Annotated in this window: 21 protein-coding genes; 9 read left to right on the top strand and 12 right to left on the bottom strand. The window is 65.8% G+C overall.

Annotated features, from left to right (window positions below; genetic code table 11):
- Positions 1-182: 182 nt before the first annotated feature.
- The 3 genes from AXF13_RS13280 to AXF13_RS13270 form a co-directional block, all read right to left on the bottom strand.
- Positions 183-356: a helix-turn-helix domain-containing protein gene (locus tag AXF13_RS13280; RefSeq protein ID WP_062253951.1), complete on the bottom strand. Its 174-nt coding sequence runs from the start codon at positions 354-356 to the stop codon at positions 183-185.
- A gap of 44 nt (positions 357-400) precedes the next feature.
- Positions 401-2,077, bottom strand: a complete 1,677-nt coding sequence (locus AXF13_RS13275; protein WP_062253949.1) for an AMP-binding protein — start codon at positions 2,075-2,077, stop codon at positions 401-403.
- A 70-nt stretch (positions 2,078-2,147) separates the two neighbouring features.
- Positions 2,148-2,717 carry a helix-turn-helix domain-containing protein gene (locus AXF13_RS13270; protein WP_062253947.1) on the bottom strand — a complete coding sequence of 190 codons (570 nt, stop codon included), beginning with the start codon at positions 2,715-2,717 and terminating at the stop codon, positions 2,148-2,150.
- A gap of 156 nt (positions 2,718-2,873) precedes the next feature.
- Here AXF13_RS13270 and AXF13_RS13265 point away from each other — a divergent pair, with 156 nt between their 5' ends.
- The 4 genes from AXF13_RS13265 to AXF13_RS13250 all read left to right on the top strand — a co-directional run bounded on the left by AXF13_RS13265 (position 2,874) and on the right by AXF13_RS13250 (position 7,789).
- Positions 2,874-5,345, top strand: a complete 2,472-nt coding sequence (locus AXF13_RS13265) for a carbamoyltransferase HypF (protein WP_062253945.1) — start codon at positions 2,874-2,876, stop codon at positions 5,343-5,345.
- Between the two features lie 119 nt (positions 5,346-5,464).
- Complete coding sequence (locus tag AXF13_RS13260) at positions 5,465-6,292, top strand: ABC transporter substrate-binding protein (RefSeq protein ID WP_062253943.1); 828 nt, start codon at positions 5,465-5,467, stop codon at positions 6,290-6,292.
- A 148-nt stretch (positions 6,293-6,440) separates the two neighbouring features.
- On the top strand, positions 6,441-7,163 hold the full coding sequence (locus AXF13_RS13255) for an ABC transporter permease (protein WP_062253942.1): 723 nt from the start codon (positions 6,441-6,443) through the stop codon (positions 7,161-7,163).
- Positions 7,160-7,789: an ABC transporter ATP-binding protein gene (locus AXF13_RS13250; RefSeq protein WP_062253940.1), complete on the top strand. Its 630-nt coding sequence runs from the start codon at positions 7,160-7,162 to the stop codon at positions 7,787-7,789. The genes AXF13_RS13255 and AXF13_RS13250 overlap by 4 nt, the downstream gene beginning before the upstream one ends.
- 42 nt (positions 7,790-7,831) lie before the next feature.
- Here AXF13_RS13250 and AXF13_RS13245 read toward each other — a convergent pair whose 3' ends face one another.
- From AXF13_RS13245 to AXF13_RS13230, 4 genes are all read right to left on the bottom strand, one after another.
- Positions 7,832-9,193 (bottom strand): MATE family efflux transporter, encoded by a 1,362-nt coding sequence (locus AXF13_RS13245; protein ID WP_062254918.1) that lies wholly within the window; start codon positions 9,191-9,193, stop codon positions 7,832-7,834.
- Between the two features lie 94 nt (positions 9,194-9,287).
- The gene (locus AXF13_RS13240; RefSeq protein WP_062253938.1) at positions 9,288-9,947 is read right to left on the bottom strand and encodes a YkgJ family cysteine cluster protein; all 660 of its coding nucleotides are present in this window, start codon (positions 9,945-9,947) and stop codon (positions 9,288-9,290) included.
- Positions 9,948-9,963: 16 nt separating this feature from the next.
- Positions 9,964-10,407, bottom strand: coding sequence for a winged helix-turn-helix domain-containing protein (locus tag AXF13_RS13235; protein ID WP_020990224.1), 444 nt, complete (start codon positions 10,405-10,407; stop codon positions 9,964-9,966).
- 55 nt (positions 10,408-10,462) lie between these two features.
- The gene (locus AXF13_RS13230; RefSeq protein WP_062254916.1) at positions 10,463-11,746 is read right to left on the bottom strand and encodes an NOL1/NOP2/SUN domain family protein; all 1,284 of its coding nucleotides are present in this window, start codon (positions 11,744-11,746) and stop codon (positions 10,463-10,465) included.
- 170 nt (positions 11,747-11,916) lie between these two features.
- Here AXF13_RS13230 and AXF13_RS13225 point away from each other — a divergent pair, with 170 nt between their 5' ends.
- The 3 genes from AXF13_RS13225 (at position 11,917) to purE (ending at position 15,537) form a co-directional block, all read left to right on the top strand.
- Positions 11,917-13,602, top strand: coding sequence for an FG-GAP repeat domain-containing protein (locus tag AXF13_RS13225; protein ID WP_062253936.1), 1,686 nt, complete (start codon positions 11,917-11,919; stop codon positions 13,600-13,602).
- An 87-nt stretch (positions 13,603-13,689) separates the two neighbouring features.
- Positions 13,690-14,985, top strand: a complete 1,296-nt coding sequence (gene purD / locus AXF13_RS13220) for a phosphoribosylamine--glycine ligase (RefSeq protein WP_062253934.1) — start codon at positions 13,690-13,692, stop codon at positions 14,983-14,985.
- Between the two features lie 54 nt (positions 14,986-15,039).
- Positions 15,040-15,537, top strand: a complete 498-nt coding sequence (gene purE / locus AXF13_RS13215) for a 5-(carboxyamino)imidazole ribonucleotide mutase (protein ID WP_008683036.1) — start codon at positions 15,040-15,042, stop codon at positions 15,535-15,537.
- 131 nt (positions 15,538-15,668) lie between these two features.
- Here the strand turns inward: purE and AXF13_RS13210 are convergent, their stop codons facing one another.
- A complete protein-coding gene (locus AXF13_RS13210; RefSeq protein WP_008683037.1) occupies positions 15,669-15,971 on the bottom strand; it encodes a hypothetical protein in 303 nt (100 codons plus the stop codon).
- A 144-nt stretch (positions 15,972-16,115) separates the two neighbouring features.
- Here AXF13_RS13210 and mutL point away from each other — a divergent pair, with 144 nt between their 5' ends.
- Positions 16,116-18,143 (top strand): DNA mismatch repair endonuclease MutL, encoded by a 2,028-nt coding sequence (gene mutL, locus AXF13_RS13205; protein WP_062253932.1) that lies wholly within the window; start codon positions 16,116-16,118, stop codon positions 18,141-18,143.
- 117 nt (positions 18,144-18,260) lie between these two features.
- Here the strand turns inward: mutL and AXF13_RS13200 are convergent, their stop codons facing one another.
- From AXF13_RS13200 to AXF13_RS13190, 3 genes are read right to left on the bottom strand one after another with little or no spacing between them, the layout of a single operon-like run.
- The gene (locus tag AXF13_RS13200) at positions 18,261-18,602 is read right to left on the bottom strand and encodes a hypothetical protein (protein WP_223299925.1); all 342 of its coding nucleotides are present in this window, start codon (positions 18,600-18,602) and stop codon (positions 18,261-18,263) included.
- A complete protein-coding gene (locus AXF13_RS13195; protein WP_223299924.1) occupies positions 18,602-19,933 on the bottom strand; it encodes a tetratricopeptide repeat protein in 1,332 nt (443 codons plus the stop codon). Before AXF13_RS13195 ends, AXF13_RS13200 begins: the two co-directional genes overlap by 1 nt.
- 6 nt (positions 19,934-19,939) lie before the next feature.
- Positions 19,940-20,542, bottom strand: a complete 603-nt coding sequence (locus AXF13_RS13190) for a hypothetical protein (RefSeq protein ID WP_062254912.1) — start codon at positions 20,540-20,542, stop codon at positions 19,940-19,942.
- Positions 20,543-20,803: 261 nt separating this feature from the next.
- Here AXF13_RS13190 and serS point away from each other — a divergent pair, with 261 nt between their 5' ends.
- On the top strand, positions 20,804-22,075 hold the full coding sequence (serS, locus tag AXF13_RS13185) for a serine--tRNA ligase (RefSeq protein ID WP_062253929.1): 1,272 nt from the start codon (positions 20,804-20,806) through the stop codon (positions 22,073-22,075).
- Positions 22,076-22,293: 218 nt separating this feature from the next.
- On the opposite strand, the gene AXF13_RS13180 is transcribed toward serS, so the two are convergent.
- Positions 22,294-22,584 carry a putative quinol monooxygenase gene (locus AXF13_RS13180; protein WP_062253928.1) on the bottom strand — a complete coding sequence of 97 codons (291 nt, stop codon included), beginning with the start codon at positions 22,582-22,584 and terminating at the stop codon, positions 22,294-22,296.
- Positions 22,585-22,603 lie beyond the last annotated feature (19 nt).

Here is a 22,603-nt window from a genome sequence, read left to right as displayed (position 1 = left end):
CCCCAGGCAGCGCGGCTCCGGGGCATCAAGCCCGGCGCCGCGCTGCCTGGGGACGCTGATGAGTGAAGATTTTTGTTCTCTGTCGAGGAAGGCGAATGTGTATCAAGACATCCATGAGTTTCGCATGGGGGGATGAGCCTGACGCGGGCAGAGGGCAAAAAAGCCGATAATCGGCGCTTGCACTATTTTACCGGGGCGTAAAAGCAGCGCTTGGGCGACATGACTTTGCCCTCTTTTTTCAGGACGGCGATGGCCTTGCTGACGTCCTTGGAGTCAACGCCCAGCTCTTTGGCAATGTCGCCGGGGCGCAGGGGCTTGTCCGCTTTGGCCAATATTTCGAGAACCTTGTCTTCCATGCTGTTAACTCCTTTTCGGATGCGCGCCGTCCGGGACGGGCTGTTTATTGCATGGGCTCGGGCCAGCGCTCGGCCGCCATTTCTCGCAGCTTGTATTTCTGGATCTTGCCGCTGGCCGTGAGCGGAAAGGCGTCCACCAGGGCCACGTATTTGGGAATTTTGAACCAGGCGATCTTGCCCCGGCAGAAGTCGCGTATGTCTTCGGGCAGCAGGTCCGCGCCGGGCCGGGGAATGACGAAGGCCCCCACTTCCTCGCCGTATTTGCGGCTGGGCACGGCCACCACCTGCACGTCCAGCACGCCGTCCATCTGAAGCAGGAATTCTTCCACTTCGCGCGGGTAGACGTTTTCGCCGCCCCGGATGATCATGTCCTTGATCCGGCCCGTGACGCGCACGTAGCCATGCTCGTCCATGACGCCCAGGTCGCCGGAGTGCAGCCAGCCTTCCGGGCTGATGGCCCTGGCCGTGTCCTCGGGCATCTTGTAGTAGCCCTTCATGATGTTGTAGCCCCGGCAGAGGATTTCGCCCACTTCGCCGCGCGGCAGTTCCTCGCAGGTCTCCGGGTCGCCCACGCGCACCTCAATGCCCGGCATGGCGCAGCCCACGGTTTCACAGCGCACGGCCAGGGGATCGTGGGTGTCGGACTGGGTCATGACCGGCGAGGCCTCGGTGAGGCCATAGCAGATGGTGATTTCCTTCATGTACATGTCTTCCACCACCCGGCGCATGAGCGGCTCCGGGCAGACCGAACCGGCCATGATGCCGGTGCGCAGGCTGGAGACGTCAAAGCGCTTGAAGAGCTTGTGCTCCAGCTCGGCCAGAAACATGGTGGGCACGCCGTAGAGCGCGGTGCAGCGCTCGCTGTCCACGGCGGCCAGCACTTTCAGGGGATTGTAGGTTTCCAGAATGACCATGGTGGTGCCGTGGTTGACGCAGGCCGATACGCCCAGCACGCAGCCGTAGCAGTGGAAAAGCGGCACCGGCAGGCAGAGCCTGTCCTGCTCCGTAAAGCCCTGGTGGCGGCCGATCCAGTAGCCGTTGAGGCCCACGCCCACGTGGGTCAGCATGACCCCGCGCGGAAAACCCGTGGTGCCCGAGGTATACTGCATGTTGATTTCGTCCCAGGGGTCCAGAGCGGCCTGGCGGGCCTCATATTCCTCGTCGTCCACCATCACGGACATGGCCAGGATTTCCGGCACGGAATACATGCCCCGGTGCTTTTCCGCGCCCAGAAAACAGACCCGCTTCAGGTGCGGCAGCTCGGCGCAGCGCAGGTTGCCGCGCCCCTGGGTGCGCAGCTCGGGCACGATCTTGTAGAGTGTGGCGATATAGTCATGGTCGCGCAGGTTGTCGATGAGGAAGATGTTTTCGCATTCGGACTGGCCCAGTAGGTAGCGCAACTCGTGTTCGCGGTAATTGGTGTTCACCGTGAGCAGAATGGCCCCGATCTTGGCCGTGGCGAATTGCAGGGCCACCCAGTAGGGCACATTGGTGGCCCAGACCGCCACTTTTTCGCCCTTTTGCACGCCCAGCGCCATGAGCCCCTTGGCGAACTGGTCCACCACGTCGGCGAATTCCCGCCAGGTCAGGCGGTAGTCGCGGTCGGCGTAGACAATGGCCTCCCGGTCGGGAAAGCGGGCCACGGTATGATCGAGAATCTGCCCCAGGGTCCATTCGCGCAGTTCAAACTGAGCCTGCCGCTCGCGTACTTTTTCGTCCATGCCTTTTCTCCGCGCCCTCCGCTCGGGTCGCCGCGCCGCAATTGCAGAGTGAATCCGGCCCAGGGTCCTCTTAAGGATTATACGCCACGGCCATGATTCTGACCGGCGCATCCCCGGCCGCGCCCACGAAATGCGGCACAATGGAATTGTAATAGATGGTGTCCCCGGCCTTGAGCACGTGGCTCTCCCGCCCGTAGATCACCAGCAGTTCGCCCTCAAGCACCAGGATGAATTCCTCGCCCTGATGGGATGAGGTTTTGCGTTCCACCGAGGGGTCGGGAAAAATTTCAATGTAAAAGGGCTCCATGTTGCGGTCGCTCTTGCCCTTGCCCAGCGCATGATAAACATAGGTGGGCCGGGCCATGCGCCCGGTGTGCAGGGCCGGATCGCCGCCCTCGCCGCCGATGCGTCCGATGATCGGGTCGCGGGTGTACTGGTCATCCAGAAAGGTGCCCAGGCGCACGCCCAGAGCGCGGGCCAGCTTCTGCATGGGGCCGATGCTGGGGTAAATTTCGCCGTTTTCCAGCTGGTTCAGGAATTCCACACTCAGATTGGTGTCCTGGGACAGGGCTTCCAGATCAATTTCACGTTCCTCGCGGAAGGAACGGATCCGGCTGCCGATATTGTGTTTTGTGGGCATGGGCGCTCCTCCTTGCCGCCGCAACGGCGGGGAACTGTTTAATAATCCGGTTATAACTGAAGAGAATACAGAAAAGCCGTTGGCACCGCAAGGGCGTTCAATCTTGAGCAATTGAACAGTCTGGCGGCATTTTTTCTTTTGGGCTACAGTGCGATAATGGACATGAAACAGACAGTGCGCCGGGCCTTTGTGGCTTCCGGCCAGGTTCAGGGCGTGGGCTTCCGCCCCTTTGTCTACCGGCTGGCGCGGGAGGGCGGACTCACCGGCACGGTGGGCAACACCTCCGACGGCGTGCGCATGGAAGTGCAGGGCCCTCCGGCGGAGGTGGAGCGCTTCGGCCGCCGCCTGCGTGCGGAGTTGCCGCCCCTGGCCCGGCTGGTGGGCTTGAGCGAGGAAGAACTGGCGTTTCTGCCCGGCGAAACGGCTTTTGTCATTGTGCCCAGCCACGGCCACGCCGGGCACAGTGTGCTGGTCAGCCCGGATATGGGCATCTGCCCGGACTGCCTCGCGGACATGCGCGACCCGGCCAACCGCCGTTACGGCTATCCCTTCACCAACTGCACCAATTGCGGCCCGCGCTACACCATCACCCGCGCCATTCCCTATGACCGGGCCACCACCACCATGAGCTGCTTTCCGCTCTGCCCGGATTGCGCGGCGGAATACGGCAATCCCGCCGACCGGCGTTTCCACGCCCAGCCCATTGCCTGCCCGGTCTGCGGCCCGCGTCTCTGGTTTGTGGACAGACACACGCGGCAGGGCGGAGACACCGGTCCCACGGCGGACAACCGGCGTGAAGCCCTGGCCCGCGCCGGGCAGGTTCTGCTGGACGGCGGCGTCCTGGCGCTCAAGGGCCTGGGCGGTTTCCAGCTGGCCTGCGACGCCCGCGCCGCTGCGGCCGTGCAGGAGCTGCGGCGGCGCAAGAACCGTCCTCACAAGCCCCTGGCCCTGATGGTCGGGGATCTGGCCACGGCGCGCGCGCTTTGCGAACTCACGCCCGAGCACGAAGCCCTGCTGCAAAGTCCGGAAAAACCTATTGTGCTCTGCCCGCGTCGGGCCGTCCCGGCCGGAGAGACAGACCCCCTGCCGCCCGAGGTGGCTCCGGACACGCGCAACGTGGGCCTGATGCTGCCTTATACGCCCCTGCACGCGGCGCTTTTTGATCGGCTCGCGCCGCGCGCGCCTCTGCCCCCGGCACTGGTGATGACCTCGGCCAATCCCCACGGCGAGCCCCTCTGCCTGGGCAACCGCGAAGCTCTGGCCCGCCTGGATCATCTGGCCGACGCCTGGCTGCTGCACGACAGGGACATCCTGGTGCGCGTGGACGACAGCGTGCTCGGCGTGGCCCTGCGTCCCCCTCGGGCCCGGCAGCCCGAGAGCGGGAGCGGCAAGGCCGATGCGGCCACTGCCCCGCACGCGGTTGATCCGTTTTTCTATCGGCGGGCGCGCGGCTATGTGCCGCGCCCGGTCTTTCTGCCGCCATTCGGAGAGGGCGGGAAAGAAGGCGACCCCACAGTGCTGGGAGCCGGGGCCGAACTCAAGGGCACCATCTGCCTCACCCGCGGGCATGAGGCCTTTGTGGGCCAGCATATCGGGGATCTGGAAAATCCGGCCACCCTGGGCTTTTATGAGGAAGTGGCGGCCCATCTGGAAAGCCTGCTGGAAGTGCGGCCCAAGGCCATTGTCTGCGATCTGCACCCGGATTTTTTGTCCACCCGCTATGCCGAGGCCCGCGCCGCGCGGGAGGGCCTGCCGCTCTGGCGGCTCCAGCACCATGCGGCCCACGCCGCCTCGGTACTGGCCGAAAACAACTGCTATGAGCCCGCCCTGGCCTTGTGCCTGGACGGCACGGGCCTGGGCGACGACGGCACCATCTGGGGCGGGGAACTGATCCATATGGATCTGGGCCGTGCGGACTGGAGCCGCCTGGGACGCTTGGCCCCCTTTGCCCTGCCCGGCGGCGAGGCCGCCATCCGTGAGCCCTGGCGCATCGCCCTGGCCCTTCGGATTCAGGCCGGAGAGGATGCCGGTCCCGCGCCCTGGGACGCCGAATACGCCATGGCCGCAACGGCTGTGCGGGAAATGCTGGCGCGCGGCCTGAACTGCCCGCTGACCTCCAGTTGCGGCCGCCTGTTCGACGCCGTGGCCGCCCAGTTGGGCCTTTGCCTGGCGACCAGTTACGAAGGCCGGGCGGCCATCCGCCTTGAAGCGGCGGCGGACGAAGCCACGTTGCGCGAGGGCGCGGCCTGGCCTCTGCCTCTGGTGGAGCGCAACGGCCTGTTGGAGCTGGACAGCATGGCCCTCTTCCGCCGGGTGCTGCAAGCCCAAGCGGCCGGCGAGCCCGTGGGACGCGTCGCGGCCCGTTTTCATCTGAGCCTGGCGCACGCGCTGGCGGGCATGGCCGCCACGGCGGCCCGAAAGACCGGCACGCGCCGGGTGGGCCTTTCCGGCGGAGCCATGCAGAACGCCCTGCTGGCCCGGCTCTTGCCGCAAGCCCTGGCGGAGCATGGCCTTGACCCGCTCACCCACCATGAATTGCCGCCGGGCGACGGCGGCCTTTCCCTGGGGCAGGCGGTCTGGGGACGTCAGCTTTTGCGCGGGCAGCGGCTTGGGTTGGCATTATGCTGATCCGCAACCTCGTTAGCTCAATCGGACCCTGTCGTCGCGCTGGAGCCATTGACGCGCTGTCCGTGGGCGGCTATGCACTCGTCTATCTTTTTTCCAATATCTTACAAGGAGTCGCATCCATGAAACGTCTTTCCGTCCTGGCTCTGGCCGCCGCCTTCTGTCTGGCCCTGAGCCTGCCCGTGGCCCATGCCGCCGACAAAAAGCTGATGATGGCCACCACCACCAGCACCCAGGATTCCGGCCTGCTGGAGTATCTGCAGCCCACCTTCAAGGCCGAGACCGGCATTGATCTCAAGTGGGTGGCCGTGGGCACGGGCAAGGCCCTGGAAATCGCCAAGAACTGCGACGCCGACGTGTTGCTGGTGCACGCGCCCGCCGCCGAGATGGAATTCGTCAAAGCCGGGCACGGCGTGGACCGCCGACAGATCATGTATAACGATTTCGTGCTGGTGGGCCCGGTCAAGGACCCGGCCCAGGTCAAGGGCAAGGCCACGGCCGAGGCCCTCAAGGCCATTGCCGGGCACAAAAGCCCCTTTGTGAGCCGCGGCGACCAGTCCGGCACGCACAAGGCCGAGCTCAAGCTCTGGAAGGCCTCCAGCCTGTCGCCGGACAAGGAAGCCTGGTATGTTTCCGCCGGGCAGGGCATGATGGCCACCCTGAACATGGCCGCCGAGAAAAAGGGCTATGCCCTTACCGACCGGGGCACCTGGATCAAGTTCGCCAACAAGCAGGGCGACAAGAACCCCCTGGCCATCCTGGTGGAGGGCGACAAGGCTTTGTTCAACCAGTACAGCGTGATCACGGTCAATCCGGCCCAGTGCCCCAAGGTCAGGAAAGACCTGGCCCTGGTTTTCGAGGACTGGTGGGTGAAGCCTGAAACCCAGAAGCGCATCGCCGACTACAAGCTGGAAGGCAAGCAGTTGTTCTTCCCCAATGCCGGGAAGTAGATGAGGAAAGCGGAAGCGGAACATCTGTTCCGCTTCCGCGCTGTTCCTTTGCCGTAAGCCGGGAGGGGGCTTGTCGTCCGGGTGATGTTTGGCGTGCCCTGCGGGCGACAGGCCTCAATACTCCGCCCCGCAAGGCACACCTACAGTTATGGACTACCTATCCCAAGGCGTCACGCAGGCCCTCGCCCTGCTCCTGCACATGGACGCGGCCACGCTGTCCGCCATCACGGCCACCCTGGTCTCCACGGCCTACGCCATGACGGCGGCCATGCTGCTGGGCTTGCCCTGCGGGTTTGCCCTGGGCTATTACGATTTTCCGGGCAAACGCTGCCTGCGGCTCATTTCCGACACCCTGCTGGCCTTCCCCACCGTGCTCATCGGCCTGCTGGTCTATGCCTTCATCACCTACCGGGGCCCGTTGGGCGAATACGGCCTGCTCTTCACCCTGCCGGGCATGGCTATCGGCCAGGCCGTGCTGGCCCTGCCCATCGTGATTTCCTGGACGGCTCAGGCCGTGGAAGGGCTGGACCCGCGCTGCCGCCAGACCTTGCTGACCCTGGGGGCATCGGGCGCGCAGGTGGCCTGGGGCTCGTTGAAGGAGGCCCGTTACGAAATCGGCATGGTCTGCGTTACGGCCTTTGGCCGGGTGATCACCGAAGTAGGCATCGCCATGATGCTGGGCGGCAATATCCGCTATGAAACCCGCACCATGACCACGGCCATTGCCCTGGAAACCAGCAAGGGCGAATTCGCCCAGGGCATTGCCTTGGGGCTGGTGCTGCTGCTCATGGCTTTTGTGGTCAATCTGGCTCTGGCGGTTTTGCGCCGGCGCGGACGGGGCGATCACGGCAGGCGGGGAGGCGGGGCATGAGCGTGTTGTACCAATGCCGGGACATGACGCAGCGCTACGGGGGGCGCACAGTGCTGCGCCTGCCGGAGCTGAGCATCGCGCGCGGCGAGGTGCTGGCGCTCACGGGCCCCAACGGCGCGGGCAAGAGCACGTTGCTGCGCCTGCTGGCTTTTCTGGAAAGTCCCGCCTCCGGCGAACTGTGTTTTTACGGCACGCCGGGCCGTCCGCCTCGGCAGGACGTCACTCTGCTGTTGCAGGAACCCTATCTGTTCAAAGCCTCGGTGCTTGAAAATGTGGTCTACGGCCTGCGTGTGCGCGGCCGCCGCCATGATCTGCGGCAGGCCGCCGAGGAAGCCATGCTGGCCGTGGGCTTCACGCCGGAGCAGGACATGCTGCGCCGTTCCTGGAAGGCGCTTTCCGGCGGCGAAAAGCAGCGCGTGGCCCTGGCCGCCCGGCTGGTCCTGCGCCCGCTGGTCCTGCTGCTGGACGAGCCCACCTCCAGCGTGGACGCGGCCAGCGCCAAGGCCATCGAGACGGCGGTACGCGCCGCGGCCCTGGCCGGAACCACCGTGGTGGCGGCCAGCCATGACATGGTCTGGCTCTCCAGCCTGGCCGCGCGCCGTCTGGACCTGGGCCGTCCGGCCTGACTGTCCCGGCTTGGGTTCTTGTCCTGCCCTTTCCCGTTTTTCCTATAAATACTGATAGGTGCCGCGCCAGCGCCAGACGAAAAAGGCCGCCACCAGCGCGGAGATGGCCTCGGCCAGGGGCGCGGCCAGCCACACGCCGGTCAGGCCGAGGAATTCCGGCAGCACCAGCAGAAAAAGCGCGATAAGCGCGAAGGTGCGCAAAAAGGCGATAATGGCGGAAACCTTGCCGTTGGACAGGGCCGTGAACAGGGACGAGGCAAAGATGCCGTAGCCGCAGAACAGAAAGTTGAAGACGAAAATATGGAAGCCCTGGTCCGCCAGGGCGAAAACCCGGCTGTCCGGCGGCGCGAAAATGCCGATGAGCCGGGAAGCGCCCAGCAGGGCCGCGCTGAAGACCAGAATGGAACCCACGCAGATGAACAGCAGGCAGGAGCGGAAGATGCGGCGCTGGCGGGCATGGTTGCCGCTGCCGTAATTGTAGCTGATGACCGGTGCCACGCCCATGGAAAAACCCAGAAAGAGCGTGACCAGAAAATATTCCGAATAGGCCGTGATGGTCAGCGCGGCCACGCCCGCTTCCCCGGCCAGGCGCAGCATGGTGATGTTGAACAGATAGGTGGTCACGCTGATCGAGAGTTGGGCGATCATCTCGGAGCTGCCGTTGAAGCAGGCCTGGCCGAACTCCCGCAGGCGCATGCCGGGCCGGGTGAAGTGCAGCGGCCCTTTGCTGTACAGGAAAAAACACAACCCGCCCAGAGGCGGGATCAGAAAGGCGATGCCCGTGGCCAGGGCCGCGCCCGCCACGCCCATGCCCAGCAGCACGATGAAGACATAGTCCAGAAGCGTGTTGGTCAGGCCCGAGGCAATAATCAGGGCCATGTTCAGCGCGGGTTTGCCCGCTGCGACGAAGAAAAAGGCGAACAGGGCCAGCACCAGGCCCGCCGGGGTGAAGAGCAGCAGGGTGCCGAAATATTCCCGGCAGTAGGGCGCGAGAATGTCGCTGGCGCCCAGGGCGCGGATGATCGGCTCCAGAAAGAGCAGGCCCAGGCCGGAAAAGAACAGGCCCAGCAGCGCCCCGGCCAGGATCAGCAGGCTGAAGTTGCGCCGCGCGCCGGCAGTGTCGCCGCCGCCCATCTTGCGCGCGATAAGCGCGCTGCCGCCGGTGCCCAGCATGGTGCCCAGGCCCCAGAGCACGCCCATGGCCGGGTTGATGATGTTGATGGCCGAGAGCGCCTCGGTGTTCACGAAACGGGCCACAAAAATCACGTCCACAATAGTGTACAGGCCGTTGAAGACCATCATGACCATGGTGGGAAAGGCGAAACGCAGCAGGGAAAGGAGGCCGGAAACCCGCTCAAGGGCGTTGGCCGGTTCGCGCGCGGGCGCGGCGGTACTGGTGGACATATTCAAACCCGGAACAGCGCGGCGCGGGCCGGAAGCTGCTTCTGAATCATTCTTCGCGGGAAAAGGGCACAAAGACCATTACGCAGTGTTTCCTTTAAGCCACGCCGTCCTCTTGGGCAAGCTCTTTTCCCCAGGGCAGGGCCTGGATAACGGTGGTCACGGAGCGGAAGAAACGCCGGGCCGCCGCCGGGTCTGAAGACCGGGGCGGCAGCGGGCATCCGGGCCGGCGGACGTACCAGGGCAGGGTGCGCAGCAGGGCGGCTGCCAGCAGGCCCGGGTCGGGCAGCAGCAGATCGGCGGGGCGGCTGGATGCGGCGTCCTCGCCGGGGGCGCAGGACCTGTCCAGCACCAGATAGCGGCGGCAGGCCAGGGGGCGCACGACATAGGCCGTGCAACGGCCGTCAAGCAGCAGGGGGCAGTTGCGACGCAACGGCGGCAGAGCCAGGGCCGCGGCATGGTTTCGGGCCAGGGCCGCGTGTTCTTCGGGCTTGAGCCGCAGATGCGCGTAGCGTGCCAGCAGCAGGGCTTCCAGCGGCGTGAGCGGGATGGGCTGGCAACAGCAGGCCGCGCAACCCGCCCCGCAGGCGGGCGCGCGTCCGGCCTGGCGCGCCCGCGCCAGAGCCTCGGCCACGCTCAGGTCCACCAGGGCGCAGGCCTCCAGAGCCAGGTCCGCGCCGGGCAGGGATTTTTCCAGCAGGGAGTCCCGGTGGCGGAAGCGGGCGGCTTCGGGCCGCCAGCGCAGCATGCTTTCCATGCGCGTCCCGCCCGCGTCAATCCCGCAATGCGGACGCGCCGGAGGGAGCGTCGTCGCGGGCGTCAGCGTCCGCCTCGGCCGGGGCGTCCGCTTCCAGGGCGATATTGTGCAATTGCGGCGCGTGCGCCAGGGCGAAACGGCGCACCTCGTCCTCCCAGAGACGGAAGGCCGCGACCAGTTCCTCGCCCGCGGGCGTGAGGCTGTAGCCGCCACGCCGGTTGTCGCCGCTTTCCACCAGGGGGCGGCCCAGGGCTTCCTCCATTTTTTTCAACCTGCCCCAGGCCAGGCGGTAAGACATGCCCATGCTTTCGGCGGCTTTTTTCAGCGAACCCAGTTCGGCCATGCGGCGCAAAAGCTCCACCCGGCCCTGGCCCAGCAGTTCCTGGCCCGCCGTGCCGCTGTTTTTGCCGTCGGCGCGGGTCAGCCAGATTTTCAGGTGCATGCGCGCGTTCACGGGCATGGCGGCCTCCTTGCCTGCTTCAGGGAAATGAGAACAACTTCAAACGGAATCCGCTCTACTTGAACACGGCCACGGCCCGGCCCTGTTTGAGCGCGATCCGCCCCAGGGGCAGATCGCGCCACCAGAGTCCGGCCTCACGGCCCGCCAGGCCGGTTTGGCGGCTCTGGCCCGAAAGCAGGGCCGCCAGGTCCGCAAGGTCGTCCAGCACCAGGGCCGTGTCCGGTCCGGGCGGCTCGGGCAGCAGGCAGCGCAGGCGCGGGGCCGGGCTCAGGCGGCCGCCGGTCAGGCGGCCCAGCAAGGCTCCCTGCCAGATGCATTCCGGCGGCAGCAGACCGACCGCCTGTGCGGGAATAAAACGCACATGCTCGCCGTAAAGCGCGGCGTGGCCCGGCGGCAGCAGAGCCGGGTCGCAGCAGGGCCCGGCCAGGCAGTCCGGCGGCAGGGTCCGGCCCGCTTCGCGCCGCGCGCCGCGTTTTTCCGGGGCGGACGCGGGCGGCACGGGGGGCGTGCCCGCGCTGCTCGCCGTCTTGCGCAACAGGGCCAGGTAAAATCCCTGGGCCCGCGATTTTTCACCGTCCACCCGCAGCGTGCCCGCGCCGTCGGAGCGTTCTTCCCAGGCAAAGCCGGGAAACGGCGGCAGCGTTTCACGCACAAGGCCCAACTCTTCTTCGGCGAAACAGACTTGGGCCTCGTTTTCCGCCTCGTTGGTGGTGCAGGTGGAGTAGACCAGCCGTCCGCCCGGCGCGAGCAGGGATGCGGCGTGCCGCAGCAGACGTCGTTGCAGGCCGATGAGGCTGTTCAGTTTGTCTCCCTGCCAGAGCTTGAGCACGCGGGGATGTTTTTCCGCCGTGCCCCAGCCGGAGCAGGGCGGGTCCAGCTGGATGGCGTTCCAGGAAGCCGGGACCAGGGGCAGGTTTTCGCCGCCGTAGGAGCAGGTGGCGGCCTGGAGCAGATTGCACTGGTGCAGATTGGCCCGCAGGGTGCCCAGGCGGGCGGGCGCGGGCTCGTTGGCCAGCACAAAGCCCGTGGGGCCGGTCAACTGGGCCAGAAAGCCGCTTTTGCTGCCCGGGCTGGCGCAGACGTCCAGCACGGCTTCCCCCGTCCGGGGGGCCAGCGCCAGGGGCGGCAGCATGGAGGAGCGGTCCTGGATGTAGATATACCCGAAAAAGGCCGCCAGGGAACCGCCCAGAGGCCGGGGCTCGCGGCAGAGGCGGCGGCAGAGCGGGGAAAAGGGCTCGGGTTCGAATTCGTAGCCTTGGGCGCGCAGCAGGGCTTCCACCAGGGGGATGTGCCGGGTTTCGCAGACCAGACGGAAGGAGCGAGAGTGCTGTTTGGGCATGATGCGCCCAGTATAGGGCAGATCAGGGGCAAAGTCAGCCGGATTCAGGCCCCCGCCTGCGGAGGCCGCCGCTTTCATATTGCGCGGCGGGCCAAGTCTGCGTATACTGCGACGATATGGCGGGGCTGGAGCTTTGCCGCGCCTCCGAAAAAGACTCCAAGGAGTACGGGATGAAATTTGCCATGCGATTGTCCTTGACGGCCTGCCTGCTGACGCTCGCCCTGGGCCTGGCCCAGGCCGCCCAGGCCGCGCCGAAGAGCTTTGTGCTGCTGCCCTTTACGGTCAATGCGCCGCAGAGCTATGCCTACCTGTCCAAGGCCGTGCCGGCCACCATGCAGGCGCGGCTCAACCGCCCCGGCGTGCTGGAAGGGCGCAGCGCGCAGACCAGGGCCGCTTCCGCCGCCGAGGCCCGCAAGGCCCTGAGCGCCGCGGGCGCGGATTACGCGGTCTGGGGCTCGGTGAGCGTCATGGGCAATGAGTGCACCATTGACGTCCACAGCGTGGACAAGGCGGGCAAGACCTGGAGCAAGACAGCGCAGGGGCCGTTGAGCGGCCTCACCGCCACAGTACAGCAACTGAGCTCCGCCATGGGCAGCGAGGCCTTCGGCGTGTCCGTGGCGGGTCGGCCCGGCTATGTGGCTCCGTCCGGCAAGGGCGAGCCGGTCAATCAGATGAATTCGGACATCGTGGTCAATGAGACGGGCCAGCAGCGGGTTTATCTGAACCCGCAGTTCCGTTACCAGGGGTCCGGGGCCAACGACGGCTCGCGCCTGCGCAGCCAGCGCATGAAGGACAATATGGTGGATATGGCCGTGGGCGATTTCAACGGCGACGGCAAAAACGAAATCGCGGTGCTCGGCGACCACAAGCTGACCATCTATATCTGGGAGCCCGACGGTCGGCTCAAGCAACTGGGCGAAACCGTCATTTCCCAGTCCAATCTCAATTTTTCCATGCGGGCCATCGACCTCAACCGCGACGGGGCCAAAGAACTGGTCATCGCCACCTTTGAGGAAGACAGCAACCGTCCCTACTCCTATTTCTACTCCTTTAAGGGCAACAAGCTGACCCAGTATGCCGACCGCATTCCCTACTTCGCCAGCGTGATCAAGACCCCGCCCCATTTCATGCCCACTCTGGTGGGCCAGGGCTGGGATTCGCTCAAGCTCTTCTCTCCCGGCGTGCACGTGATGGTCAAGAGCGGCAACAAGTTCTCTCTGGGCGCGCGTCTGGATCTGCCCGCCGGCGCCACGGTGTTCAACGTGGCCTGGCTGCCCGGCGGCAAGGACGGCAAGGGCGACCAGCTGGTCATGCTCACGGACGACGAGCGCATCAAGGTCTTCCAGGGCAACGGCAATACCCTGATCCACACCACCATGGAGCGCTTTTCCGGTTCCGCCGCGGGCATGGACCACTACAAGGGCATGCCCGGCCTGGGCATCGACCGCAACTACCAGCTGCCCAGCAAATACTACGCGCCCATGCGCATGATCGCGGCGGACCTGGGCCGTACCGGCGAATACGTGCTGCTGCTGAACAAGCCCATTTCCACGGCTTCCCAGCTCTTTGACCGCTATCGCTTCTTCCCCCAGGGCGAAATCCACGCCCTGTACTGGGACGGCGTGGGCCTGGGCCTGAAGTGGAAGACCCGGCGCATCCGGGGCTCCGTGGCTGAAATCGACCTGGCCGACGTGAACAACGACGGCATCCTGGATCTGGTAGTGGGCCTGAACACCTCGCCGGATCTGGGCATCGGCAGTCGTCAGAGCATGATCACCGCCTACCCGCTGGACGTGTCCCAGACCGATCCCAACGTGCCCGCGGATCTCAGCGACTTTGAAGTGAACCCCAACTAACGTGCGGCAATCCGGCCCCCTGCCCGCCGGGCGGGGGGCCGTTTTTTATCCCTTTATTTTCTCCATTATCAGCCAAAGGAGGCCAAGGTGCGCATCCTTGTGATCGGTTCCGGCGGGCGCGAGCATGCCCTGGTCTGGAAATTTCGCCAGAGCCCGAGGGTCAGTGAAATTTTTGTGGCTCCCGGCAACGGAGGCACCAGCGGCGCGGGCGCGATCAATGTGCCGGTGACCGCCGACGACCTGGACGCACTGGTGGATCTGGCCCGCCGGGAAAAGATCGATCTGGTGGTGCCCGGCCCCGAACTGCCGCTGACCCTGGGCATTGTGGACCGCATGCGCGAGGCGGGCATCGCCTGTTTCGGTCCGGACGCCTATTGCGCGCGGCTTGAGGGCAGCAAGGCCTTTGCCAAGGAGATCATGGACCGGGCACAGGTGCCCACGGCCCGCTGTGCGGTGTTCAGCGATCCGGAAATCGCCAAAAACCATGTGGTCAAAGTGGGCGCGCCCCTGGTGATCAAGGCCGACGGCCTGGCCGCCGGCAAGGGCGTGGTGGTGGCCCGCGATTCGCAGGAAGCCCTGCAGGCTGTGAGCGACATCATGGAAGCCAGGGCCTTCGGCGCGTCGGGCGACCGCGTGGTACTGGAGGAATGCCTGGTGGGCGAGGAAGCCTCCTTCCTCTGTTTCTGCGACGGCGAGCGGGCCGTGCCCCTGCCCTCCGCCCAGGACCACAAAGCCGCCTGGAACAATGACCAGGGCCCCAATACCGGCGGCATGGGGGCGTACAGTCCCGCGCCGGTACTGCCCGACGACCGGCTGGAGGAAATGGCCGATCTGACCATCCGGCCCATTCTCAGAGAGCTGGCCAAGGACGGCCATCCCTTTGTGGGCGTGCTCTACGCGGGCCTGATGCTCACCGCCGACGGGCCCAAGGTGCTGGAGTATAACGTCCGCTTCGGCGATCCCGAGTGCCAGCCCCTGCTGGCGCGACTGGAGGGCGATCTGGCCCAGGTCATGCTGGACTGCGTCAACGGCGGACTGGACCCGGCCAGCCTCGGTTACAGCGCGCAGACCGCTCTGGGCGTGGTGCTCACCGCCAAAGGCTACCCGCGCGCCTATCCCAAGGGCCTGGTCATCAAGGGCATCGAGGAGGCCGAGGCCCTGCCGGGCGTCAAGGTTTTCCACAGCGGCACGGCCGTCAAGGATCAGGTGCTGATTTCCAGCGGCGGGCGCGTGCTCTGCGTCACGGCTCTGGGCGACGATCTGCCCGCGGCCCAGAAGGCCGCCTATGCGGCCTTGGAAAAGATTCAGATGCCGGAGGGCTTTTACCGCACGGACATCGGCGACAAGGGAATCCGCCGCCTGGAAAGCGAAAAAGACCGTTGAGATTCAGGCCGCTTTCCCCGGTGGCGCAATGTCTGAAGCAAACAGGATGGTATCATGGCGCATGTTGTTATTTTGATGGGGTCCAAGTCCGACGAGGAAAAAGTCAGCCCCTGCGTGGACGTGCTGAAAAGCCTGGGCATTGACTATGTGTTTACCGTGAGTTCGGCCCACCGGACGCCGGAGCGCACTGAAGCCCTGGTACGCGACGAGGAAGCCAAAGGCGCGCGGGTCTTTATCTGCGCTGCGGGCATGGCCGCGCACCTGGCCGGGGCCGTGGCCGCGCGCACCAGCAGGCCGGTGATCGGCATCCCGGTGTCCGGCGGCAGCCTGGCCGGCATGGACGCGCTTTTCTCCACCGTGCAGATGCCTCCCGGCTTCCCGGTGGCTACGGTGGCCCTGGACAAGGCCGGGGCGCGCAACGCGGCCTGGCTGGCCGCCCAGATCCTGGCCGTGGCCGATCCCGCGCTGCATGGGAAAATCGAGGCGGCACGCGCGAAAATGCGCGCCGACGTGGAAAAGGCCGGGGAAGAGATCAGTAAAAAATACGCTTAGCCCGTCAGGGCGCCTCCGCAAAAGGCAATGCGTCTGCAACGCAAAAGGCCGCCGGAATTCCGGCGGCCTTTTGCGTTTTCGGCAACGGGCGTGTCTGGAACAGATTAGGGCAATTTCAAAGTGAAACCACTCTAGGCCGTGCCGTAATACGGGGGACGGCGTGTTTCCGATCCGGCGCTGACCCGGAAAATCTGGACCGTGTACTGGCCCTTGCTGCCGCACATGGGGCAGCCGTCCGTGACCAGCAGACAGGAGGCATCCAGTTCCAGAGGGTCGATGCCCGCCTGTTCCAGAATGCGGCTGGCCCGGCCCTGTTCCCACATGACGGGCGAGCCGCAGCGGCCGCATTCCACATAGAGGAGTTCGGGGTCGTAGCCCTTGAGGGCCAATGGTCCGGGCGCGGAAGTTGTGATGGCTGTGGTCGTATTGTGCATATTTTTCTCCCGGCAGGCGGCGCGCGCCGGGGAGCGCATGGCTTGGCGCAGTTTTTGCCTGCCTCTCTCAAAATAAGCACGACGCGCCGCAAGGCAAGGGCGCGGGCGCTTGCCTTGCGGGAGTGAGCCGACTACACTGGTTCCATGTCTGAAAAAATGCGTCATATCCGTTTATTACCGCCTGAGTTGCGCAATCAGATCGCGGCCGGTGAAGTGGTGGAACGCCCGGCCAGCGTGCTCAAAGAACTGGTGGAAAACAGTCTGGACGCCGGGGCCGCGCGTATCGACGTGCGCCTGGACAACGGCGGTCAGGCCCTGATCCGCGTGCAGGACGACGGCTGCGGCATTCCCGCCGATGAGCTGGAGCTTTCCGTCACGCGCCATGCCACCAGCAAGATCGCCAGCATGGACGACCTGGAGCGCATCCGTTCCTATGGCTTCCGGGGCGAGGCCCTGCCGAGCATCGCTTCGGTCTCGCGCTTCCGCATCGTGTCCGCCTGGCAGGGGCCGGGCAACCAAAGCGCGGCCCATTGCGTGGAAGTGGAGCACGGCCGCCTTCTGGCGTCAAGCCCGGCGGCGCTGCACAAGGGCACCATCGTGGAGGTGCGCGATCTTTTTTCCAATATACCCGCCCGCCTTAAATTTTTAAAGACCCCGGCCACGGAATTCAAACGCGCCCAGGACTGGCTGGCGCGCCTGGCCCTGGCCCGGGCGGAAGTGGGCTTCAGTCTGCATTCCGGCGATCGCGAGGCTCTGCGCTTTCTGCCCGGCCAGACCTTGCGCGACCGCCTGGCCCTGCTCTGGCCCCGCTTGATCGTGGAGGCTCTGCGTCCCTTTGAGGGGGAGCGCCACGGCATCCGCGTGCACGGCCTGGCGGCCCTGCCCACGGTGAGCCAGCCGCGCGGGGACCGCATCCTGCTCTTTGTCAACAACCGTTCGGTGTTGGACAAACGTCTGCTGGCAGCCGTGCGCGAGGCTTACAAAGGCCGTCTGACCAGCCGCGACTATCCGCAGGTGGCGCTTTTTGTGGACATGGACCCGTGCGAGGTGGACGTCAACGTGCACCCGGCCAAGTCCGAAGTGCGCTTCCGGGATGAATCGGCGGTCTTTTCCGCCTGCCTGCACGCGGTGCAGGGCGCCCTGGTCACGTCGTTCACGGCGGCTCTGGAGGGCGAAGCCCCGGACGCTGCTGCCCCGGACCTTTTTACGGAAGGACCGTCCAGTGGGCAGCCCGGCGGACTGTTTCCCGCGCGGGAGAATCCGGCCGGAACGGCATCGGCTTCTGAAGCGGCCGCGCCCAGGCCACAGGGATTCTGGGGCCGTCTGGATGACCCGCCGCTGCTGGCCCGCCCGGAAACGTCTTCCGCCCCGGATGCTCCGGAGGAAGACTGGCGGGTGAGCGTGCCCCCTGACCGGAGTGCGGCCCCGCGCATCTTCGCGCCCGTGGAGGAAGACGCCGCGCCCTACGGGCCGCCCGCTGAACACTCTTTTCCGCCGGAGGGCGCGGGTGCGTCCGCCTCCATGCCGGACGCGGCCTGGTCCGGCCTTGTTCCGGAACCGGCTGCCGTGTCCGATGCCTCATTCGCTGCCGCGCCGGAGCCGCGGGAGCGCGAACCGTTGCGGGTGGGCCCGCTGTCCTATCTGGGACAGGTGGCCGACACCTATTTAATTTTACGGGATGCCGAAGGCGCGCTGCTTTTGCTGGACCAGCACGCGGCCCATGAGCGGGTGCTTTACACACGGCTGCGCCGGGGCGGTTTCGCGGGCACGGGCCAATGCCTGGCCCTGCCCTTGGAGCTGGGTCTGCATCCGGCGGAGCAGGAACGCTTTCAGCAGTTGCGCGAGCGTCTGGAAAGTCTGGGTTTCGCCCTGGAATGCGCGGACGGGACGCTGCTGGTGCGGGCCATGCCGCCCGTGCTCTCGCGCGCCGAGGCCCGCGATTTCCTGCGCGAGGCCCTGGCCGGGCGCAAGGACGATCTGGCGGGCATGTTCATTTCCATGTCCTGCAAGGGGGCCATCAAGGCCGGGCAGCGTCTGACGGACGATGAGGCCGCCGGTCTGCTGCGCCAGTGGCTGGCTGTGCCGGAGCGCGAATACTGCCCGCACGGCCGCCCCTGCGTGCTGCGCTGGGATGCCGCCGCCCTGGAAAAATTCTTCAAGCGCCGCCAGTAGGGCATTTTAGAGCAGATTCGCTTTGAAGTGGTCCCGCTTTGGATTCAGGCTCTGGCGTCCGCTCACGCGGCCGCCAGAGCATTTCAACATTTTCAAAGTTGAAATGCTCTAAATGAATCAGTGTCCGGAATAGTCCAGCACGTTGTTCAACGGCGCGGAACTGCTGCGGATCCGCCCCTGGTCGAACAGATGGCGGGTGAGCCGCCAGTTTTCCAGATCCAGCACGTCCAGCTTGCCCTGGTGTTCCGGCCGCAAATGCCGGGCCAGGGCCGCCAGCACCTCGTCCACGGGAAAATAGACGCCCTCAAAGGAGACGCGGGCCATATCCCCTTCGCGGCACAGCACGGGCTCGTCCGCGTCGTCGGCCAGGGCGTCGGCGCAGGCCGCGTCCAGGTCGGCGTAAAATGCGTCCGAAATGGGATAAACATGGCCGTAGACCTTGAGCAGGGGCTCGCGCATCACGAGGCGGGGTCTCCTTCCGGCCGGTCCGGTTTATCCGAGTTCATCGGGTTTCCCTGTGCGGGCTCGGGCGTCTGTTTTTCCGTGTTTTCCGGAATCTGTCCGGCGGGCGCGGCAAGAAAGGACGGCGGCAGGCTGGCAGGACCGGATTCCGGCGCGGCCGCTGCACGGGTCCGGCAATACTTCTGCGCGCGGGCCACGGCCAGGCCCTCGCAGTCACCCAGGGCGCAGGCCGCCGAAAAGTCAGCGCACATGCCCGGATAGTTGCGGCGCAGCATGCGCACCGCGCCGCGCGCCCGCAAGCGCCGGGCTTGCTCCGCGCCTTGGGGCGCGGAGGGGGTGCGGGTATGCAGAGCCGCGTTCAGATCGTCCTCGGCCAGGGCCAGCTGTTGCAGGCGCCAGTGGGCCAGTGCGCGGATATAGCGCGCCCGCCCGCTGATCAGGTTCGAGCCGGGTGCCAGACGCAGGGCCTCGGTACAGGATTCAATGCTCTGCTGGGGCAGGTTGCGCTGCAATTGGGCCTCGGCCAGCAGCAGCCGCACCGTGGGGCTGCGCGGGGCCTCTCTGGCCGCCCGTTCCAGTGTGCTCAGGGCATCGGCCCCGGTCAGCCAGCCTTCGGGCGTGAGGTCCAGGGCGGCCTGGGCCAGCCAGAGGCCGTTCAGGCGCGCGCCCATGCGTTGCCAGTCGCGGGCCTGCCAGAAACCCCGTTCCACTTCCGGCGTTTTCACGCCGGGGGTTGCGGGCTGCAACGCCGCCGTACCGCCGGGCCAGTGACGGTCCATGATTTCCAGCGTGTCCCTGGTTTCGCTGATGAGCGTGTGGCGCAGGGCCAGCAGTTCGGGATTGCGCAGGGCCAGGATCAGTTCCGTTCCGGCCTGGGGCCGGGACGTCAGGCTGAGCGCCACGTGCAGAGGGGAATCTTCAGCGGTGTCAGGGGCCTTTGCGGCATTGGGAGTGTCGGCAAGGGGCGGCGCGGCGGCCCGGTACAATTGCGCGGCCAGAGCCAGGCGCTCCGCCGGAGCTACCGCGCCCATGCGGATTTCCCGCCGCTGGGGAAAGGCGATTACGGCCCGGTGCAGGGCCGCAAGCCAAGCCGAGGCCCGGGCGTGCGCCCAAGCCGCTTCGCGCGTCACCGGCGGGGTGACGGCGCGCATTTCCACCTCGGTAATCGGCCTCAACTCCAGCGCGGGTGCTTGTGCCGACGCGGAAGGCATATCCCCGGCATCCGCCGGAGCGGTGGGAACACGCCCGGATTCAGCCCGCGCGGGCCCGGCCCACGCCAGAAACAGCAGCAACGCAAGGCCCGCAAGCCCGAAACGCGGGACCGCCATGGCCGGTTATTTTTTGGCCTGGATGGTCTGGACAATCTTCTGGGCCATGGGCTTCACGAGATCCCGCAGCGTTTCCAGCATCAGGTTTTCCGCCGCCGCGCCCGAGGGCAGGCCGGTGCGGCTCTGGCTGGAAGAGAGCGACTCGCGCAGCAGGCGGCCCTGGCGGTTGGCCAGCACGTAATTGACCCGCAGATTGGTGGCGAGATCCGTGGCCGAGGTTTCGCGCAGCCAGGCCTCGTCCACCTGGCCGGTGACCAGATAGTCGGGATTGCCGCTGCGGGCCTGGCCCACATTGAGAGCAAAGGTGACCTGCATGCCGTTGCGGGCCAGCTCGTCGGCCAGAGCGCGGCTGATCCACTGGGCCACGTCGTCGCTGGTCACAAAGGCGCTGTTGTCGCGGCGCACGCCCAGAGCGGACTGGTCCGTGCGTTTGTCGGCAAAGGTCACCACGCTGACGCGCGGGGCGTTGGGGGCGGGCAGCACGGAGGCGTCCAGCGGCGGCGGGGGAAGCAGGCGCACGTTGTTGCTCGGTCCGCAGGCCGAGAGCAGCAGGACTGCCAGCAGCGCCGGCAGCAGGGCGGCGGGAAAGACACGGCGGGTATGTTTCATGACGGCCTCGCGGAGTTCGAAAAATGTTTCGAAATTTTTATGATATTTTTTAGATATATCCGGAAAACAGCCGTCTTGCAAGGCAATGCTCCCCATGCTACAGGGCTGCTGTCTGATTTCTCGCGCGGCGCGCGTGTTCCGCCGGACTCCCGGCCGGGACGCGGCCTGAAGACGCGGCGCTGGCGCCTCTCTCGGAAATTCATGCTAACAGGCTGACATGCGTGGGGAATTCTCGAATATGTCTGCCCTGCGGGAGCGATTATGATTGATCTCAAACTGGTGCAAAAGCAGCCGGAAGTGCTGGCCAAAGCCTTGGCCGACCGGCATTCGGAACTGGACGTCAATGAATTTTTGGGCCTGGACGCCCGCCGCCGGGCCCTGCTCGCGGAAGTGGAGGCCCTGAAGAGTCAGCGCAACACCGCCTCCGGCCAGGTGGCGGCCCTCAAGCGCGAGGGCAAGGACGCCGGTTCCCTGCTGGCCGAGCTGGGCGGCCTGTCGGACCGCATCAAGGAGCTGGACGGCCAGACCGCCCAGGCCAAGGCCGATGTGGAAGCCTGGCTCATGCGCGTGCCCAACATTCCGGACGCTTCCGTGCCCGTGGGCCGGGACGAGACGGAAAATGTGGAAGTGACCCGCTGGGGCACGCCGCGCCGATTCGACTTTCCGGTGCGGGAGCACGGCGATCTGGGCGTGGCCCTGGGCGGCCTGGATTTCGAGCGCGCCGCGCGCCTCACGGGCAGCCGCTTTGTGGTTTCCCTGGGCTGGGCCGCGCGCCTGGACCGGGCCCTGGTCAACTTTTTTCTGGACCAGCACACCCGGCATGAGAACTATATCGAAGTCTGCCCGCCCTATATGGTCAACCGCGCCACCATGACCGGCACGGGCCAGCTGCCCAAGTTCGAGGAAGATCTCTTCAAGCTGCGCGAGTGGGACTATTACCTGATTCCCACCGCCGAGGTGCCGCTGACCAATCTGCATGCCGGGGAAGTTCTGGACGAAGCCGACCTGCCGCGCGCCTATTGCGCGGCCACGCCCTGCTTCCGCTCCGAGGCGGGCAGCGCGGGCAAGGATACGCGCGGGATCATCCGCATGCACCAGTTCACCAAGGTGGAGATGGTCCGTTTCGCCCATCCGGACGACAGCTTCAACCAGTTGGAGCTGATGTGCGGCCATGCCCGGCATCTGCTGGAATTGTTGGAGCTGCCCTATCGGGTGATCACGCTCTGCACCGGCGACATGGGCTTCGGTTCGGCCAAGACCTATGACGTGGAAGTCTGGCTGCCCGCGCAGAACACCTATCGCGAGATTTCCTCCTGTTCCAACTGCGGGGACTTCCAGGCCCGGCGCGCGGACATCCGCTTCAAGCCCAAGGGCGGCAAGGCGGCCTTTGTTCACACGCTCAACGGCTCGGGCCTGCCCACGGGCCGCGCCATCGCCGCCATTCTGGAAAACGGCCAGCAGAGAGACGGCAGCGTGCGTCTGCCGAAAGCGCTTGTGCCGTACATGGATGGGGTGGAGGCCATTGAGCCTTAGGGCCTGTTAACGCTATGCCTTTTTGCCCTCCTGCCGCGTCAGATTTCACCTGCTTTTTCGGTCGAGTACCAGAAGAGTACACTCCCTCAAAGCAGGTTTATCTTCCTTGCAGGCGAACAAAAATTCTATAGTGTTAACAGACCCTAGGGCGAGCGGCGACGTGTATCTTTTTCAAACAGAGGGGGTTCCGTTACCGGAGCCCTCTCTGTTTCTGACGCTCAGAAGACCTGTTTCAGTTTGACCACGGCCTTGCGGCGCAGTTTGTCCTTCTGGAGTTCCCCGAAGGCCTTGAAGTGCGCGCTGACGTTGTGTTCGGCAATGGCCTCGGCTGAAGCCCAGGCTTCAAGGATGAAAAAACGGCAGGGATTTTCCAGGTCCTCTGTCAGGTCGTAAGCCAGATTGCCGGATTCGGCCCGGCTGGCTTCCACCATGGCGCGGAATGCGGGCAGCATGGCTTCCCTGTGTTCGGGCATGACCTCAAGTTCGGCCACAATGCGGATTTCGTTCATGGTTGTTCCTTCAGCGTCG

Source organism: Desulfovibrio fairfieldensis (assembly GCF_001553605.1).
GTDB lineage: Bacteria > Desulfobacterota > Desulfovibrionia > Desulfovibrionales > Desulfovibrionaceae > Desulfovibrio > Desulfovibrio fairfieldensis.
This window is presented reverse-complemented; position numbering and strand designations above follow the sequence as displayed.

Bases quoted from the DNA above. Each gene is read 5' to 3' on its own strand.
- AXF13_RS13280 (WP_062253951.1), bottom strand. From the start codon at position 356: ATGGAAGACAAGGTTCTCGAAATATTGGCCAAAGCGGACAAGCCCCTG.
- AXF13_RS13275 (WP_062253949.1), bottom strand. From the start codon at position 2,077: ATGGACGAAAAAGTACGCGAGCGGCAGGCTCAGTTTGAACTGCGCGAA.
- AXF13_RS13270 (WP_062253947.1), bottom strand. From the start codon at position 2,717: ATGCCCACAAAACACAATATCGGCAGCCGGATCCGTTCCTTCCGCGAG.
- AXF13_RS13265 (WP_062253945.1), top strand. From the start codon at position 2,874: ATGGACATGAAACAGACAGTGCGCCGGGCCTTTGTGGCTTCCGGCCAG.
- AXF13_RS13260 (WP_062253943.1), top strand. From the start codon at position 5,465: ATGAAACGTCTTTCCGTCCTGGCTCTGGCCGCCGCCTTCTGTCTGGCC.
- AXF13_RS13255 (WP_062253942.1), top strand. From the start codon at position 6,441: ATGGACTACCTATCCCAAGGCGTCACGCAGGCCCTCGCCCTGCTCCTG.
- AXF13_RS13250 (WP_062253940.1), top strand. From the start codon at position 7,160: ATGAGCGTGTTGTACCAATGCCGGGACATGACGCAGCGCTACGGGGGG.
- AXF13_RS13245 (WP_062254918.1), bottom strand. From the start codon at position 9,193: ATGTCCACCAGTACCGCCGCGCCCGCGCGCGAACCGGCCAACGCCCTT.
- AXF13_RS13240 (WP_062253938.1), bottom strand. From the start codon at position 9,947: ATGGAAAGCATGCTGCGCTGGCGGCCCGAAGCCGCCCGCTTCCGCCAC.
- AXF13_RS13235 (WP_020990224.1), bottom strand. From the start codon at position 10,407: ATGCCCGTGAACGCGCGCATGCACCTGAAAATCTGGCTGACCCGCGCC.
- AXF13_RS13230 (WP_062254916.1), bottom strand. From the start codon at position 11,746: ATGCCCAAACAGCACTCTCGCTCCTTCCGTCTGGTCTGCGAAACCCGG.
- AXF13_RS13225 (WP_062253936.1), top strand. From the start codon at position 11,917: ATGAAATTTGCCATGCGATTGTCCTTGACGGCCTGCCTGCTGACGCTC.
- purE (WP_008683036.1), top strand. From the start codon at position 15,040: ATGGCGCATGTTGTTATTTTGATGGGGTCCAAGTCCGACGAGGAAAAA.
- AXF13_RS13210 (WP_008683037.1), bottom strand. From the start codon at position 15,971: ATGCACAATACGACCACAGCCATCACAACTTCCGCGCCCGGACCATTG.
- mutL (WP_062253932.1), top strand. From the start codon at position 16,116: ATGTCTGAAAAAATGCGTCATATCCGTTTATTACCGCCTGAGTTGCGC.
- AXF13_RS13200 (WP_223299925.1), bottom strand. From the start codon at position 18,602: ATGCGCGAGCCCCTGCTCAAGGTCTACGGCCATGTTTATCCCATTTCG.
- AXF13_RS13195 (WP_223299924.1), bottom strand. From the start codon at position 19,933: ATGGCGGTCCCGCGTTTCGGGCTTGCGGGCCTTGCGTTGCTGCTGTTT.
- AXF13_RS13190 (WP_062254912.1), bottom strand. From the start codon at position 20,542: ATGAAACATACCCGCCGTGTCTTTCCCGCCGCCCTGCTGCCGGCGCTG.
- serS (WP_062253929.1), top strand. From the start codon at position 20,804: ATGATTGATCTCAAACTGGTGCAAAAGCAGCCGGAAGTGCTGGCCAAA.
- AXF13_RS13180 (WP_062253928.1), bottom strand. From the start codon at position 22,584: ATGAACGAAATCCGCATTGTGGCCGAACTTGAGGTCATGCCCGAACAC.